Origin of the sequence: Streptomyces sp. NPDC050658 (assembly GCF_044457025.1) — a bacterium.
In the GTDB taxonomy this organism is placed as follows: Bacteria; Actinomycetota; Actinomycetes; order Streptomycetales; family Streptomycetaceae; genus Streptomyces.
In genome coordinates, this window is record NZ_JBITGM010000001.1 from 872,129 (window position 1) to 888,347 (window position 16,219).

The following is a 16,219-nucleotide window of genomic DNA, read 5'->3' on the forward strand; positions in this document are numbered from 1 at the left end:
GGTACCACGCGCGGTACGGCAGAATTCCCGCATGGGGATAGTCGCCGGGCTGGACAGTTCGCCCGATTTCACACGCATCGTGGTCTGTGACTCGGATACGGGCGCCGTACTCAGGCAGGGCCACGCGCCGCACCCGTTGGAGAGCACCGAGAGCGGCGGGCGGCCCTCCGACGTCGATCCGCAGGCCTGGCTGCTCTCGCTGGGCGAGGCCGCGGGGGGCGGGCTGCTCGAGGGCGTGCAGGCCATCGGGGTCGCCGCCCAGCAGAACGCGGTCGTCCCCCTGGACCAGCACGGCAACACGGTGCGCCCCGCGCTCGTCGGCAACGACCGGCGGGCGCAGGTCGCCGCCGCCGATCTGATCGACGGGTTCGGCAGCCGCGAGGCCTGGGCGCAGGCCGTGGGATGTGTGCCGCAGGCCGCACAGCCCGTGACGAAGCTGCGCTGGCTGGCGAAGACCGAGCCGGAGGCGGCGCAGCGCGTGGCCGCCCTGATGCAGGCGCATGACTGGCTGGTGTGGCAGCTCCTCGGCCGGCCCGCGCGGCGTACGACCGACCGCGGCGGAGCCTCCGGGACCGGGTACTGGTCGGCGGCCACAGGTGCCTACCGGCCCGATCTCGTCGAGCTCGCGCTGGGGCACCAGGCGATGCTGCCCGAGGTCATCGGGCCCGCCGAGGCCGCCGGGACCACTCCCGAAGGGCTGCTGATCTCCGCCGGTACGGGCGAGACCATGGCCGCGGCCTTCGGGCTCGGGGTCCAACAGGGCGATGCCGTCGTCTCGTTGGGGGCTTCGGGGTCCGTGATGGCCGTACATCATGAAGCGCTCGTCGATCCGAGCGGGACCATCACCTCCCTCGCCGATGCCACCGGGATGCACCTTCCCGTCGTACACACGCTGAATGCCGTACGGGTTCTGCGGGGCGCCGCCGAGATGTTGGGGGTCGCTGATCTGGAGGGGCTCTCCGAGCTCGCCATGAAGTCGACTCCGGGGGCGCACGGGCTCGTGCTCCTGCCGTATCTGGAGGGCGAGAAGACGCCGAATCTGCCGCATGCGGCAGGGACGCTGACGGGGCTGCGGCGGGAGTCCATGCGGCCCGAGCATCTGGCGCGGGCCGCCTTCGAGGGCATGCTGTGCGGGCTCGGTGACGCGCTCGACGTGTTGCGGGGGCGGGGCGTGGAGGTGCGACGGGTGTTCCTCCTGGGCGCCGCCGCCGAGCTGCCGGCCGTGCAGGCCGCGGCGCCGATGCTGCTCGGCACGCAGGTCGTGGTGCCGCAGCCCGCGGACTACACGGCGATCGGCGCGGCCCGCCAGGCGGCCTGGGCCCTGACCGGCCAGCTGCCCCACTGGCAGGGCGCCTCGGCGCAGGTCTTCGAGCCCGGCGAGGAACTGGCGGTGGGGCAGGCGGTTCGGCAGCAGTACCGGACGGTGCGGGAGCAGTCCCATCCGGGGGCGTTCACGGCGAGCGGCTTCTGAGGGGCACCCACTCCCGGCCCAGACTTCTTGACCCGGACTAATTTTTTACCGGGTCATGGGATAATTGGTTGCGCACGGCCGGGTGTGGTGTCGGAGTATGGGGGGCCTCGCCAAAAACCTCGCCGACTCCTCTCGAGAGACCCGCGTGCTCATACGACTCCTACGGGCCCACCTGGGCCCGTACAAAAAACCCATCGCCCTGCTGGTGCTCCTGCAGTTCCTGCAGACCTGCGCCTCGCTCTATCTGCCCACCCTCAACGCCGACATCATCGACCAGGGTGTCGTGAAGGGGGACACGGGCTACATCCTGTCGTTCGGCGGTCTCATGATCGCCGTGACCGTCGCCCAGGTGGTCTGCAACGTGGGCGCCGTCTACTACGGCGCCCGCACCGCGTCCGCGCTCGGCCGTGACATCCGGGCCGCCGTCTTCGACCGCGTACAGTCGTTCTCCGCGCGGGAGTTGGGCCAGTTCGGCGCGCCGTCCCTGATCACCCGGACCACGAACGACGTCCAGCAGGTGCAGATGCTGGTCCTGATGACGTTCACGCTCATGGTGTCCGCGCCGATCATGTGCGTCGGCGGCATCATCATGGCCCTCGGCCTCGACGTACCCCTCTCGGGCGTGCTGATCGCGGTCGTGCCCGTCCTCGGCATCTGCGTGAGCCTCATCGTGAAGCGGATGCGCCCGCTCTTCCGCACCATGCAGGAGCGCCTCGACACCGTGAACCGGGTGCTGCGCGAGCAGATCACCGGCAACCGCGTCATCCGCGCCTTCGTCCGCGACGGCTACGAGGAGGAGCGCTTCCGGCAGGCCAACACCGAGCTGACCGAGGTCTCGCTGGGCACCGGCAAGCTGCTCGCCCTGATGTTCCCGATCGTCATGACCGTCGTGAACATCTCCTCGATCGCCGTCGTCTGGTTCGGCGCGCACCGCATCGACAGCGGCGGCATGGAGATCGGCGCGCTCACCGCGTTCCTCGCCTATCTGATGCAGATCGTGATGTCCGTGATGATGGCCACCTTCATGTTCATGATGGTGCCGCGCGCGGAGGTCTGCGCCGAGCGCATCGAGGAGGTCCTGGACACCGCGAGCAGCGTGGTGCCCCCGGCCGACCCCGTGCGCGAACTCCGCAGCCACGGCCACCTGGAGATCCGGGGCGCGGGCTTCCGCTACCCCGGTGCCGAGGAGCCCGTGCTCAAGGCCATCGACCTGGTCGCCAGGCCCGGCGAGACCACCGCCGTCATCGGCTCGACCGGCAGCGGCAAGTCGACGCTGCTCAGCCTCGTGCCGCGGCTGATGGACGCGACCGAGGGCGAGGTCCTGGTCGGCGGCGTCGACGTCGGCACCGTCGAGCCCGCGCTGCTCGCGAGGACCGTGAGCCTGGTCCCACAGAAGCCGTATCTCTTCGCCGGCACGGTCGCGACCAATCTCCGGTACGGCAATCCGCAGGCCACGGACGACGAACTCTGGCACGCCCTTGAGGTCGCCCAGGCCAAGGGGTTCGTGGAGGGCCTGGAGGAAGGGCTGAACGCGCCCATCTCCCAGGGCGGGACCAACGTGTCCGGCGGTCAGCGCCAGCGCCTGTCCATCGCCCGCACGCTCGTCCAGCGCCCCGAGATCTACCTCTTCGACGACTCGTTCTCCGCGCTCGACTACGCGACCGACGCCGCGCTGCGGCGCGCCCTGTCGCAGGAGACCGCCGAGGCGACCGTCGTGATCGTCGCCCAGCGCGTGGCGACCATCCGGGACGCCGACCGCATCATCGTCCTCGACGAGGGCCGGGTCGTGGGCAGCGGACGCCATCACGAGCTGATGGAGGGCAACGAGACCTACCGGGAGATCGTGCTCTCCCAGCTGACGGAAGCGGAGGCCGCGTAATGGCCGGTCCGGGCGGACGGATGATGATGGCGGGACCGGACACCCGGTCCATGGACTTCAAGGGGTCCGGCAAGCGGCTGCTCGCGCAGTTCAGGCCCGAGCGCACCACGATGTACGGGATGATCGCCGCCGTCGTGCTCAGCGTGGCGCTGACCGTGGTCGGCCCGAAGATCCTCGGCCGGGCGACCGACCTGCTCTTCGCGGGCATCGTCGGCCGTGACATGCCGGACGGCGTCACCAAGGAGCAGGCCATCGAGGGCCTGCGCGACAAGGGCGACGGCGGCATGGCCGACATGCTCTCCGGCGTCGACTTCACACCGGGCGAGGGCATCGACTTCGGCGCCGTCGGCGAGGTGCTGCTGCTCGCGCTCGGCACGTTCCTGGCGGCCGGTCTGCTGATGCTGGTGGCGACGCGGCTCTCGAACCGCGCCATCAACCGGACCGTCTTCCGGATGCGTGAGGACGTACAGACGAAGCTGTCGCGACTCCCCCTGTCGTACTTCGACAAGCGGCAGCGCGGCGAGGTGCTCAGCCGCGCCACGAACGACATCGACAACATCGGGCAGACGCTCCAGCAGACCATGGGGCAGCTGGTGAACTCGCTGCTCACCATCATCGGCGTACTGGTGATGATGTTCTACGTCTCGCCGCTGCTCGCCCTGGTGGCGCTGATCACCGTGCCGCTGTCGTTCCTCGTGGCCACGAAGGTCGGCAAGCGGTCGCAGCCGCAGTTCGTGCAGCAGTGGAAGACCACCGGCAAGCTCAACGCGCACATCGAGGAGATGTACACCGGGCACAGCCTGGTGAAGGTCTTCGGGCGTCAGGAGGAGTCGGCCAAGGCCTTCGCCGAGCAGAACGAGGAGCTGTACGAGGCCGGGTTCAAGGCGCAGTTCAACAGCGGGGCCATGCAGCCGCTGATGTTCTTCATGTCGAACCTCAACTATGTGCTGGTGGCCGTGGTCGGCGGTCTTCGGGTCGCGTCCGGGGCGCTGTCCATCGGTGACGTGCAGGCCTTCATCCAGTACTCGCGGCAGTTCTCGATGCCGCTCACGCAGGTCGCCTCGATGGCGAACCTGGTGCAGTCCGGTGTCGCCTCCGCCGAGCGGATCTTCGAGCTGCTCGACGCGGAGGAGCAGGAGGCCGACCCGGTGCCGGGCGAGCGTCCCGACCAGCTGCGCGGGCGGGTCGAGATGGAGAACGTGTCCTTCCGCTACGAGCAGGACAAGCCGCTCATCGAGGACCTGTCCCTGAAGGTCGAGCCGGGCCACACGGTGGCCATCGTCGGCCCCACCGGCGCGGGCAAGACCACGCTGGTCAATCTCCTCATGCGGTTCTACGAGGTCACCGGCGGGCGCATCACGCTCGACGGGGTCGACATCGCGAAGATGTCCCGCGACGAACTGCGGTCCGGCATCGGCATGGTGCTCCAGGACACATGGCTGTTCGGCGGCACGATCGCGGAGAACATCGCGTACGGAGCGGCCAAGGACGTCACCCGCGAGGAGATCGAGGAGGCGGCGCGGGCCGCGCACGCGGACCGTTTCGTGCGGACTCTGCCCGAGGGGTACGACACCGTCATCGACGACGAGGGGACGGGGGTCAGCGCGGGCGAGAAGCAGCTGATCACCATTGCCCGGGCGTTCTTGTCGGATCCGGTGATTCTCGTTCTGGACGAGGCGACCAGTTCCGTGGACACCCGGACCGAGGTGCTCATCCAGAAGGCGATGGCTCGCCTCGCGCATGGGCGGACCTCGTTCGTCATCGCGCACCGGCTCTCCACGATTCGCGACGCCGACACCATCCTGGTGATGGAGGACGGGGACATCGTGGAGCAGGGTACGCATGACGCGCTGCTGGCGGCCGAGGGGGCCTACGCGCGGCTGTACGCGGCTCAGTTCGCGGAGGCTGTGGCTGAAGTCGACTAGCGCCGCCGGGGGTCGGGGAATCTGCGCGTGCCGGTCCGTTGTGGCTGGTCGCGCAGTTCCCCGCGCCCCTTCGGGCGGGTCCCCGCTCAGTCCAGATAACCCCTCAGCTGGTCCGCGAACGCGTGGTCCCTGAGTTTGTTCAGGGTCTTGGACTCGATCTGGCGGATGCGTTCGCGGGTCACGCCGAAGATGCGGCCGATCTCCTCCAGCGTGCGGGGCCTGCCGTCCGCCAGGCCGTAGCGGAGCTGGACCACCTTGCGTTCGCGCTCGCCGAGCGTGGAGAGCACCGCCTCCAGGTGCTCGCGCAGGAGGAGGAACGCCGCCGATTCGACCGGACTCGCCGCGTCGCCGTCCTCGATGAGGTCGCCGAGCGCGACGTCGTCCTCCTCGCCGACCGGTGCGTGCAGCGAGACCGGTTCCTGGGCGAGCCGCAGGACCTCGCTGACGCGCTCGTGCGGCAGGTCGAGGTGGGCGGCCACCTCTTCGGGCGTGGGTTCGTAGCCCCGCTCCTGGAGCATCCGGCGCTGGACGCGGACGACGCGGTTGATGAGCTCCACGACATGCACCGGTACGCGGATGGTGCGGGCCTGGTCGGCGAGCGCGCGGGACATGGCCTGGCGGATCCACCAGGTGGCGTACGTCGAGAACTTGTAGCCCCGCGCGTAGTCGAACTTCTCCACCGCCCTGATCAGGCCCAGGTTTCCCTCCTGGACGAGATCGAGCATGGTCAGGCCACGGCCGACGTACCGCTTGGCGACGGAGACGACGAGGCGCAGGTTCGCCTCGATCAGGCGGCGCTTGGCCATCCGGCCCGTGACGACCAACTTGTCCAGGTCGAGGGCGAGTTGGGAGGCCAGGTCGGGGGTGAGACGCAGCTTCTCCTCGGCGAAGAGGCCGGCCTCGACGCTGCGCGCGAGCTCCACTTCCTCCGCCGCGGTGAGCAGCGGGATCCGGCCTATCTCGCGCAGATACTGCCGGAACAGGTCGGAGGAGGGACCGCCGGTGTCCGTACGGCCGCGGGGCGCGGGGGGCAGCTCGCCGGTGTCCGGTTCCAGTGCCTCCGGGGGCTCCGCGGCCTCCGGGGTCCCGGCGCCGGCGGGCCCTGTCTCGGGATGCCGGGCCGCGCGGCTCTGCGGGGGCACGGCCGCGATGACGTCCGCACCGCCGTCCGCGTCCGTCGCACCCGCTGTCGCGGGCCCGGCGGTCTCGCTCTGGGTGAGGGTCTGGGTCTGCACGGGGGCGACCTCCATGATGATCGCTGCTGAGGCGTGCGGCAGCGGTACAGCGGGATCGGCTTCCACGGCCTCGCCGCTGTCCGTCCCGAACACGATGTGTGGAATCGCGGGTGTACCGGGTCCGCATTCGCTGTCTGCGGGCCGGCCGCGCTCCGAGGACTCAGGCACCGCAACCCAGTGTGGGGTACGACACACGGCCGCCACGAGGGGCGTGCGGTGACTTTTTGAGTCCGGTCCGTGACCGACCGGTTACCCGACGGGTAACCGGAGCCGTCGGTGATGAACCTCGGAGCTGCCGCGGGGCGGGCTCCGCAGCGGCCTCAGAGCGCGTCCGCGCCCCGTTCGCGCAGCGCCTGTGCGTACTGCTGGAGGACCCACAACTCGTTCTGGACGGCCGCCAGTTGAGCCTGGTCGCCGTGGCCGCCCAGGCGGGTCAGGGCGCCCTGGACCTCACGGATGCGGCGGTCGACGGCGCGCAGCCGGACCTGGACCAGCTGGATGCCCGCGTACATCTCGTCGACCGCGCGGCGCAGGATCGCCTCCACGGCCAGCTCGGTGACCATGGCGCGAACCGAGTCGTCCGGGGCGGCGTCCAGGACCCGCCCGAGGTAGGCCTGCGGCTCGGCGATGCCCGCCTCGGCGCCGCCCGCCTCCTCGACGCACTGGCGCACGGCGGCGTACGGCGGGGCCGTGAACTCGTCCACCCCGTACGCGTCGAAGGCCGGGGAGACCAGCTCCGGGCGCTGCAGGGCCAGCTTGAGCAGCTCGCGCTCGGTGCGGTGGGCGGGGCTGCGCAGGTTCAGCGCGGGGCCGGAGGGGGCCGCCGGGGCCGACGGGCCGTACGCCGGGGGCTGCTGCTGGGGGCCGCGCTGCTGCGGGGCCGGGCCCCTGCCGCCCCGGTCACGGGCCCAACGGGCCAGCTGGGCCACGCGCTTGACGACGAACTGGGTGTCCAGGATGCCGAGCATGCCGGCGAGCTGGACGGCCACCTCGTGCTGCGCTCCGCTGTTCTTGATGCGGGCCACGACGGGACCCGCCTCGTCGAGGGCGGCGGCGCGGCCCGCGGGGGTCTCCAGGTCGTACCGGCCGACGATCTGACGCAGGGCGAACTCGAAGAGCGGGGTGCGGGGTTCGACCAGGTCGGCGACCGCCTCGTCGCCCTTGGCCAGGCGCAGTTCGCAGGGGTCCATGCCGTCGGGCGCGATGGCGATGTACGTCTCGGCGGCGAACTTCTGGTCGTCCTCGAAGGCGCGCAGGGCGGCCTTCTGGCCGGCCGCGTCGCCGTCGAAGGTGAAGATCACCCGGGCCGAGCCGTTGTCCATCAACAGGCGGCGCAGGATCTTGATGTGGTCGCCGCCGAAGGCCGTGCCGCAGGTCGCGATGGCGGTGGTGACGCCGGCGAGGTGGCAGGCCATGACGTCGGTGTAACCCTCGACGACGACCGCGCGGGAGGTCTTGGCGATCTCCTTCTTGGCCAGGTCGACGCCGTACAGGACCTGGCCCTTCTTGTAGATCGGGGTCTCGGGCGTGTTCAGGTACTTCGGGCCGTTGTCGTCGTCGCGGAGCTTGCGCGCGCCGAAGCCGACGACCTCGCCGCCGATGTCGCGGATCGGCCACATCAGCCGGCCCCGGAAGCGGTCGATGGGCCCGCGGCGGCCCTCCTGGGAGAGGCCGGAGAGGGTCAGCTCCTTGTCGCTGAAGCCCTTGCCGCGCAGGAAGCGGGTGAGGTGGTCCCAGCCCGCCGGGCTGTAGCCCACGCCGAAGTGCGCCGCCGCGGCCTGGTCGAAGCCGCGCTCGGCGAGGAACTTCCGGCCGATCTCGGCCTCGGGGCTCTCCAGCTGGTCGACGTAGAACTGCGCGGCGACCTTGTGCGCCTCGACCAGGCGGATGCGCTCGCCGCGCTGGTGCGAGGGGTTGTAGCCGCCCTCCTCGTACCGCAGCGTGATGCCCGCCTTGGCGGCGAGGCGCTCGACCGTCTCCGAGAACGTGAGGTGGTCGATCTTCATCACGAAGGCGATCGTGTCGCCGCCTTCCTGGCAGCCGAAGCAGTGGAAGAGTCCCTTGCTCGGGCTGACCTGGAAGGACGGTGACTTCTCGTCGTGGAAGGGGCACAGGCCCTTGAGGTTGCCGCCGCCCGCGTTCCGCAGCTGGAGGTAGTCGGAGACCACGGCGTCGATCGGGACCGCGTCCCGAACCGCCTTCACGTCCTCGTCATTGATCCTGCCTGCCACGTAGGAATACTACGGCCCCCCTCCGACACTCCGGTCACGAGATCTCGGCGGTCGCCGTCACGGGAGCAGCGCGGTGAGCGGCGTGCCCGGATCGGCCAGGGCGTCCGGATCGGGGCGGACGCCCTCGCGGATCAGCCGCTGGATGGGGTCCGTGACGTCCCACACATTCACGTTCATGCCCGCCAGGACCCGCCCCTCGCTCAGCCAGAACGCGATGAACTCCCGCTTTCCCGCGTCGCCGCGGATCACCACTTGGTCGTACGACCCCGGGGGCGCCCAGCCCGAGTACTCAAGGCCCACGTCGTACTGGTCGGAGAAGAAGTACGGCACCCGGTCGTACGTCACGTCCTTGCCCAGCATCGCGCGGGCCGCGGCCGGGCCGCCGTTCAGCGCGTTCGCCCAGTGCTCCACGCGCAGCCGGGTGTCGAAGAGCTGGTGCTGCACGGCCGACACGTCGCCCGCGGCGAAGATCGCCGGGTCGGACGTGCGCAGCGACGCGTCGACCGCGATGCCGCCGCCGTGCGCCCGGTCGGCCAGTTCGAGACCGGCGCTCTCGGCGAGGGCCGTGCGCGGGGCGGCGCCGATGGCGGCGAGCACGTCGTGCGCCGGGTGCTCCTCGCCGTCGTCGGTGCGGGCGGCGAGGACCATGCCGTCCTGGCCGGTGATCTCGGTGAGCCGGGCGCCGAAGTGGAAGCGCACCCCGTGCTCGGCGTGCAGGTCGGCGAACATCTGGCCGACCTCGGGGCCGAGGACCGAGTGCAGCGGGGTGGGCTCGGGCTCGACGACGGTGACCTCCGCGCCGTACTCCCTGGCCGCCGCGGCGACCTCCAGGCCGATCCAGCCCGCGCCGGCGATCACCAGATGGCCGTTGTCCCTGCCCAGGGCCGCGAGGACGTTGCGCAGCCGGTCCGCGTGGGCCAGGCGGCGCAGGTGGTGCACGCCCACCAGGCCGGTGCCCGGCACGTCGAGGCGGCGGGGCTCGGCGCCGGTGGCGAGGAGCAGCTTGTCGTAGTGGATGACGGCGCCGTCCCCGAGGCGGACGGCCTTGGCTGTGCGGTCGATGGCGACGACGGTCTGGCCGAGATGCAACTCCACGTCCGACTGCGCGTACCAGGCGGGTTCGTGGACGAAGACGCTGTCTCGCTCCTCCTTGCCCAGCAGATACCCCTTGGACAGGGGCGGGCGCTCGTACGGGTGGTCGCGCTCGTCACCGATGAGGATCACCCGGCCGGTGAAGCCCTCGGAACGGAGTGTCTCGGCCGCTTTAGCGCCCGCGAGACCTCCTCCGACAATGACGAACGTCTGATCCGCGTCGACCACTTGATGCCTCCTCAAAGCCTTGCCGTCAGGGGGGAGCGTCCCGCACAGAGCGTGATGGGGGAAGGGGTTGCGGCCCTATCCGGCCAGTTTTCGTCACGCCCCGTGGTCGGTACGGGGGTTTCTTGCGGTAAGCCGGGCGTGCAGGGAGCGCGCGGCGGCGTCCGTGAGGGACGCGATCTGGTCAATCACCACGCGCAACGCCTCGCGGTCGTCGCGCGCCGTGTCGTACAGCGCGCGGAACTGCGGGTCGAGCCCCTCGGGGGCGCGCGCCGTGAGCGCCTCGGCCAGTTCCGCGACGACGATCCGCTGGTCGGCGCGGAGCCGCTCCTGTGCGGGGCGCTGCATCACATAGCGGTCGGCGACGGCCTTGAGCACCGCGCACTCGTGGCGGGCGGCGCGCGGGACGACGAGCTCGGCCCCGTACCGGGTGAGCGGGCCCTTGCCGTACCGGGCGCGGGTCGCGGTCTCGGCGGCGAGGCAGAACCGGCCGATGAGCTGGCTGGTGGCGTCCTTCAACCGGGCCTGGGCGACGGCCGATCCGTCGTACCCGTGCGGCCACCACTCCTGGTCCAGGAGGCGGTCCAGGACCTGTGACAGCTCTTCGGGGTCGGTGTCCGCCGGTACGTAGCGACCGATGGCCACGGCGAAGATGTCCCGGCGCTCGGGCTCGGCGTGCAGCAGGTTCGGGTCGAGGTGTCCGGCGTGCAGTCCGTCCTCGATGTCGTGCACCGAGTACGCCACGTCGTCCGACCAGTCCATGACCTGGGCCTCGAAGCAGGTGCGGCGGCCCGGCGCCTCCTTGCGGACCCAGTCGAAGACCGGCCGGTCGTCCTCGTACACCCCGAACTTGGGGGATGCCGGGTCGGTGGGGTGGGCGCCGCGCGGCCAGGGGTACTTGGTGGCGGCGTCCAGGGCGGCGCGGGTCAGATTGAGCCCCACGCTGACCAGTTCGTCCGTCGCCTCGCTTCGTACGAAGCGCTTGGGCTCGATGCGGGTGAGGAGGCGCAGCGACTGGGCGTTGCCCTCGAAGCCGCCGCAGCTCTCGGCCACCTCGTTCAGCGCCTGCTCGCCGTTGTGCCCGAAGGGCGGATGCCCCAGGTCGTGCGAGAGGCAGGCCGTCTCCACCAGGTCCGGGTCGCAGCCGAGGGCCGCGCCCAGCTCGCGCCCCACCTGGGCGCACTCCAGGGAGTGCGTAAGACGCGTACGCGCACTGGCGTCCCAGGCCTCGTTGCTCCGTGTGCCGGGCGTGACCACCTGGGTCTTCCCGGCGAGGCGGCGCAGCGCGGCGGAGTGCAGGACGCGCGCGCGGTCGCGCTGGAAGGCGGTGCGGCCGGGCCGTTTGTCGGGCTCGGGAGCCCAGCGCTCCGCGGCGGCGTTGTCGTAGGGCGCGTCGTCGTACGCGGTCGGTGCAGTGCCTTCCATGCACCGACAGTAAACGCAAGCAGTGACAAAGGGGGCTACAGGGTCCCCTCGGCCAGGTGGCCGAAGAGCGGGCGGTCGGCGTCAGGCGGAGGTCAGCTGACGGGGCGGCAGGTGGGCCGGGGACCGGTCGCGGGCCTGTTCGTAGCGGTGCAGGAGGAGCTGGGCCATCGACCGGTGGGCGCCCAGCGGGGCCGCGGCGATCCAGGGTGCGGCCTCGGCGCACTGGGCGGCGAAACGGCCCGGTGCCGTGAAGTACGAGGCCACGGCGACCCGGTGGCGGCCGCGTGCGGCCAGTGAGCGGACCGCGGCGGGCACGGTCGGTGTGGTGCTGGCCGTCTGCGTCGCGTACGCGGGCACGACCGGTACGCCGAGGCGCTGGGCGAGGAGTTCCGCGGTGCGGCCGGTGTCGGTCGCGGAGTCCGGGTCGCGGGATCCGGCCGCGGCCAGGACCACGCCCGCGGCGCGGCGCGCGGGCCCGCTCATACGGGGCGGCCAGCCCGCCTCAACGAGCCTGGCGTGCAGCGCGTCGACCAGCAGGGGGTGCGGGCCGAGCGGGGCGGCGACGCGGGTGTCGAGGTGCGGGGCGGCCGCGGTGGCCCCGGGTATGTCGTGCTTGACGTGGTAGCCGCGGCCGAGCAGCAGCGGCACGAGGACCGCTGATCCGGTCGTGGCGGCGAGGGTGTCGCCGAGCAGCGGCTCGTTCAGCTCGATGTGGCCGAGCCGCACGCTGAGCTCGGGGCGCAGCTCGCGGACCCGTTCCAGCAGGGCCGAGACGGTGGCGAGGGCGCGCGGGTCGCGGCTGCCGTGGGCGACGACGACCAGCGTGGGGGCCGTGCTTTCGGTGCGGCGCCGCCCGTCGAGCCGGACGAGGCCAAGCTGGTCGCCGAGTTGGCTGGTGATGCGGTCCATGAGTTGCGCCGTGCTTTCGAGAGGGGTGCCGGGGCTTTCTGGAGGGGTGCCGGTCGACGGCGTCATGGACCGAGGATGGCCGGGGGAGATTGCAGGGGCGTTGCGTGATGGTGACGGGGCGTTTCGGCGGGGCTCACGGCGGGTGGGGCGGGGTTGTCAGTGGGGTCGCCTACGGTTGGGCGTGGTGGGGGATCTGGTTCGGGGGACGGGTACGGGGGTCTGGATGAAGCGGCCGGAGTGGGCTCAGTGGGCCCGTTTGCGGAGGGTTCGGCTGCGGCTGCCGCGGGTGCGGCTGCCACGTACTCGGCGGGGGCAGCGGCGGGCCGTGCAGGGGTTCATGGCCGTCTGTGTCGTGGCCCTGCTGCCCGCGACGTGGCTCTTCGTGTCGACGGAGGGGCGGCTGCGCGCCGCCTCCGACGTGCCGCGCACGCACGTCGCGATCGTCTTCGGGGCCGGGCTCTGGAACGGGGAGCCCTCGCCGTATCTCGCCCATCGGCTCGACGCGGCGGCGGAGCTGTACGCGGCGGGGCGGATCGAGGTGGTGCTGGTCACGGGCGACAACAGCCGGAAGGACTACGACGAGCCGGACGCGATGCGGGCCTATCTGACCGAGCGGGGCGTGCCGGGGCGGCGCATCGTCAGCGACTACGCCGGGTTCGACACATGGGACTCCTGCGTCCGCGCCAAGAAGGTCTTCGGCGTCGACCGGGCCGTACTGATCAGCCAGGGCTTCCACATACGCAGGGCGGTCGCGCTGTGCGGTGCGGCGGGAGTCTCCTCGTACGGGGTCGGGGTCGACGCCAAGCACGACGTGACCTGGTACTACGGCGGGGCCCGGGAGCTCTTCGCCGCGGGCAAGGCGGCACTGGACGCGACGCTGCGTCCGGATCCGCGGTTCTTGGGGCCGAAGGAGCGGGGCGTACGGGACGCACTGGGGTCGGAGCGACACTGAGGGCACGGCTGCCCCCCGTCCCGCGCTGTGGGCAGGCGTTCCGCAGGGCGGAACGGGTGGGCACAGCCCCGATCGCCGGGTGAGCGATTCAGCCAGGGGAAGGGGCCGCGGCAGGCAACCCGCGGGGCTCCCTCACAGCGGAGGAACGGGGTGGCTGAGGTCGGCGTACCTGGGGTGTAACGCCACCGGCGGGGGCGTGTAACACCCGCGGCGGAGGGTGGACGGTATGCACACCAAGGCGACACCGACCCACTGCCCGTACTGCGCGCTGCAATGCGGGATGGGGCTCACGTCCGCCCCCGGCGGGGTGGACGTCGTGGAGCGCCCCGAGTTCCCGGTGAACCGCGGCGCGCTGTGCGGCAAGGGCCGCACGGCACCCGCGGTGCTCTCCTCCCGGGTGCGGCTGACCGAGCCGCTCGTCCGGTCCCGCGCCACGGGCCGGCTGGAGCCCGCCACCTGGGAGGAGGCCGTCGCCCGCGTCGCCGAGGGCCTCTCCCGTACGCGTACGGAACATGGCCCGGACGCGTGCGGAGTCTTCGGCGGCGGCGGGCTGACGAACGAGAAGGCGTACAGCCTCGGCAAGTTCGCGCGGGTCGTGCTCGGCACCTCGCAGATCGACTACAACGGGCGCTTCTGCATGTCGTCGGCGGCGGCGGCCGGCCAGCGCGCCTTCGGGCTGGACCGCGGACTGCCCTTCCCCCTCGCGGACATCCCGCGCACCGGCTGCGTCATCCTGGTCGGCTCCAACCTCGCCGAGACGATGCCGCCCGCCCTGCGGTATCTGACGGAACTGAAGGCGAACGGCGGCAAGCTGATCGTCGTCGACCCCCGCAGGACCCGCACCGCCGAGCAGGCCGACCTGCACCTGGCCCCACGCCCCGGCACCGACCTGGCGCTCGCCCTCGGCCTGCTGCACCTGGTGGTGGCCGAGGGGCGGACGGACGAGGCGTTCATCGAGGAGCGGACCAGCGGCTGGCCCGAGGCGCGAGCCGCGGCCATGGCGCACTGGCCGGAGTACGTGGAGCGGATCAGCGGCATTCCGGTGCCGCAGCTGCGGGACGCCGTGCGGATGTTCTGCGGGGCCGACAACGCGATGGTGCTCACGGCGCGCGGCCCCGAGCAGCAGTCCAAGGGCACGGACACCGTGGGCGCCTGGATCAACCTCTGCCTGGCCACCGGCAACGCGGGCCGCCCGCTGGCCGGTTACGGCTGTCTGACGGGCCAGGGCAACGGCCAGGGCGGCCGCGAGCACGGGCAGAAGGCCGACCAGCTGCCCGGCTACCGCAAGCTGACCGACCCGGCGGCCCGCGCGCACGTCGCGGGCGTCTGGGGCGTCGACCCCGACTCGCTGCCGGGCCCCGGACGTTCGGCGTACGAACTGCTCGACGCGCTCGGCGGCGACATCAAGGCCCTGCTCCTGATGGGCTCCAACCCGGTGGTGTCGGCCCCGCGCGCCGCGCATGTGGAGGAGCGGCTGCGGTCGCTGGACTTCCTCGCGGTGGCGGACGTCGTCCTCTCCGAGACGGCTCAACTGGCCGATGTCGTACTGCCGGTGACGCAGTGGGCCGAGGAAACCGGGACCGTCACGAACCTGGAGGGGCGGGTGCTGCTGCGGCGCCGGGCCGTGACGGCGCCCGACGGGGTGCGCAGCGATCTCGACGTACTGCACGGTCTCGCCTCGCACCTCGGCCACGAGAAGGGCTTCCCGACCGACCCGGAGGAGGTCTTCGACGAGCTGCGGCGCGCCAGCGCGGGCGGCGCGGCCGACTACTCGGGCATCTCGTACGCCCGGCTGCGGGAGGGGAACGGGGAGGGCGTGTTCTGGCCCTGCCCGGAGGGTGACCAGCCGGACGGGCGGCAGGACCAGGAGCGGGAGCAGGAGCGGGAGCAGGAGCGGCACGGGGGTACGCCCCGGCTCTTCCTCGACCGGTTCGCCACCGAGGACGGGCGGGCCCGGTTCGTGCCGGTCGTGCACCGGGCCGCCGCCGAGGAGGCGGACGCGGAGTATCCCGTGCTGCTCACCACCGGGCGGGTCCTCGCCCAGTACCAGTCGGGGGCCCAGACGCGCCGCGTCGACGAGCTGAACTCCGCCGCCCCCGGCCCCTTCGTGGAGCTGCATCCTCGGCTCGCCGCCCGGCTGCGGATCGCGGAGGGCGAGTCGGTGGCCGTCGTCTCGCGGCGGGGGCGGGCCGTCGCCCCGGCGCGGATCACCGGCGCGATCCGGTCCGACACCGTCTTCATGCCGTTCCACTGGCCGGGCGAGGGCCGCGCCAACTCCCTCACGCATCCCGCGCTCGACCCCGTGTCACGGATGCCGGAGTTCAAGGTGTGCGCGGTGCGGCTGGAGCGGGCATAGCGCGGCGGCCCCGGAACGGCGGCGGACCCGGAGCGGCATGCTCCGGGTCCGCCGTCATTCGTCTGCCGGGATCAGCAGGTGCGTCCCGTGTACCAGGCTCCGTCGACGGCCGACGCCGACCCGATCCAGGTGACGCCCGGACCCACGCACTGCTCCGAGTTCGGGCCCCAGTCGTCGATCTCGATCACGATGCGGGAGCCGTCGCTCGTGCAGTGGTTGTAGTAGGCGTCGCTGCCCGTCTCGTAGAACCCGCAGGGGTCCATGACGGCGGTGGGGGCGGGCGCGGCCGCCGAGGCCGCCGCGGGGACGCCGACGGTGAGGGCGGCGGCGCCGACGAGGGCCGCGAGAGAACGACGAAGGCTCATGGGAAAACTCCTGCTTGGACGTGGTGCTCACGCACCGACGAACGCACCGAGTGGTGCACACGGAGAGTTTCGCAGCAGACACTCACCGTGATCATCGGCGTCGCTCGCACGAGTGACGGAATCCACCGGATCGGGTGTGCGGGCGTTTAAGGCA

At 71.8% G+C, this 16,219-nt stretch carries 11 protein-coding genes; 5 read left to right on the plus strand and 6 right to left on the minus strand.

Translation table 11 applies throughout. The features are described from left to right. The first annotated feature begins 31 nt into the window (after window positions 1–31). From ACIBKX_RS03985 to ACIBKX_RS03995, 3 genes are all read left to right on the plus strand, one after another. Entirely contained in the window at window positions 32–1,471 is a 1,440-nt protein-coding gene (locus ACIBKX_RS03985; RefSeq protein WP_363270560.1) for an FGGY family carbohydrate kinase, read from the plus strand. Window positions 1,472–1,616: 145 nt separating this feature from the next. Next, entirely contained in the window at window positions 1,617–3,350 is a 1,734-nt protein-coding gene (locus ACIBKX_RS03990) for an ABC transporter ATP-binding protein (protein WP_363270559.1), read from the plus strand. Next, window positions 3,350–5,275: an ABC transporter ATP-binding protein gene (locus ACIBKX_RS03995; protein ID WP_363270558.1), complete on the plus strand. Its 1,926-nt coding sequence runs from the start codon at window positions 3,350–3,352 to the stop codon at window positions 5,273–5,275. The genes ACIBKX_RS03990 and ACIBKX_RS03995 overlap by 1 nt, the downstream gene beginning before the upstream one ends. An 86-nt stretch (window positions 5,276–5,361) precedes the next feature. On the opposite strand, the gene ACIBKX_RS04000 is transcribed toward ACIBKX_RS03995, so the two are convergent. The 5 genes from ACIBKX_RS04000 to ACIBKX_RS04020 form a co-directional block, all read right to left on the minus strand. Next, complete coding sequence (locus ACIBKX_RS04000) at window positions 5,362–6,678, minus strand: sigma-70 family RNA polymerase sigma factor (RefSeq protein ID WP_363270557.1); 1,317 nt, start codon at window positions 6,676–6,678, stop codon at window positions 5,362–5,364. A 152-nt stretch (window positions 6,679–6,830) separates the two neighbouring features. Next, window positions 6,831–8,741, minus strand: a complete 1,911-nt coding sequence (dnaG, locus tag ACIBKX_RS04005; protein ID WP_363270556.1) for a DNA primase — start codon at window positions 8,739–8,741, stop codon at window positions 6,831–6,833. 57 nt (window positions 8,742–8,798) lie between these two features. Continuing rightward, on the minus strand, window positions 8,799–10,061 hold the full coding sequence (locus ACIBKX_RS04010) for an FAD-dependent oxidoreductase (RefSeq protein ID WP_363270555.1): 1,263 nt from the start codon (window positions 10,059–10,061) through the stop codon (window positions 8,799–8,801). Window positions 10,062–10,154: 93 nt separating this feature from the next. Continuing rightward, entirely contained in the window at window positions 10,155–11,483 is a 1,329-nt protein-coding gene (locus ACIBKX_RS04015) for a deoxyguanosinetriphosphate triphosphohydrolase (protein ID WP_363270554.1), read from the minus strand. An 81-nt stretch (window positions 11,484–11,564) separates the two neighbouring features. Beyond that, window positions 11,565–12,458 (minus strand): sirohydrochlorin chelatase, encoded by an 894-nt coding sequence (locus ACIBKX_RS04020; protein WP_363270553.1) that lies wholly within the window; start codon window positions 12,456–12,458, stop codon window positions 11,565–11,567. A 157-nt stretch (window positions 12,459–12,615) separates the two neighbouring features. Here ACIBKX_RS04020 and ACIBKX_RS04025 point away from each other — a divergent pair, with 157 nt between their 5' ends. Together ACIBKX_RS04025 and ACIBKX_RS04030 are read left to right on the plus strand one after the other, a co-directional pair. Continuing rightward, the gene (locus ACIBKX_RS04025) at window positions 12,616–13,344 is read left to right on the plus strand and encodes an ElyC/SanA/YdcF family protein (RefSeq protein ID WP_363270552.1); all 729 of its coding nucleotides are present in this window, start codon (window positions 12,616–12,618) and stop codon (window positions 13,342–13,344) included. 226 nt (window positions 13,345–13,570) lie between these two features. Continuing rightward, window positions 13,571–15,700 (plus strand): molybdopterin oxidoreductase family protein, encoded by a 2,130-nt coding sequence (locus tag ACIBKX_RS04030; protein ID WP_363270551.1) that lies wholly within the window; start codon window positions 13,571–13,573, stop codon window positions 15,698–15,700. Between the two features lie 71 nt (window positions 15,701–15,771). Here the strand turns inward: ACIBKX_RS04030 and ACIBKX_RS04035 are convergent, their stop codons facing one another. Next, window positions 15,772–16,065, minus strand: coding sequence for a DUF6355 family natural product biosynthesis protein (locus ACIBKX_RS04035; protein ID WP_363270550.1), 294 nt, complete (start codon window positions 16,063–16,065; stop codon window positions 15,772–15,774). Between the last annotated feature and the right edge of the window lie 154 nt (window positions 16,066–16,219).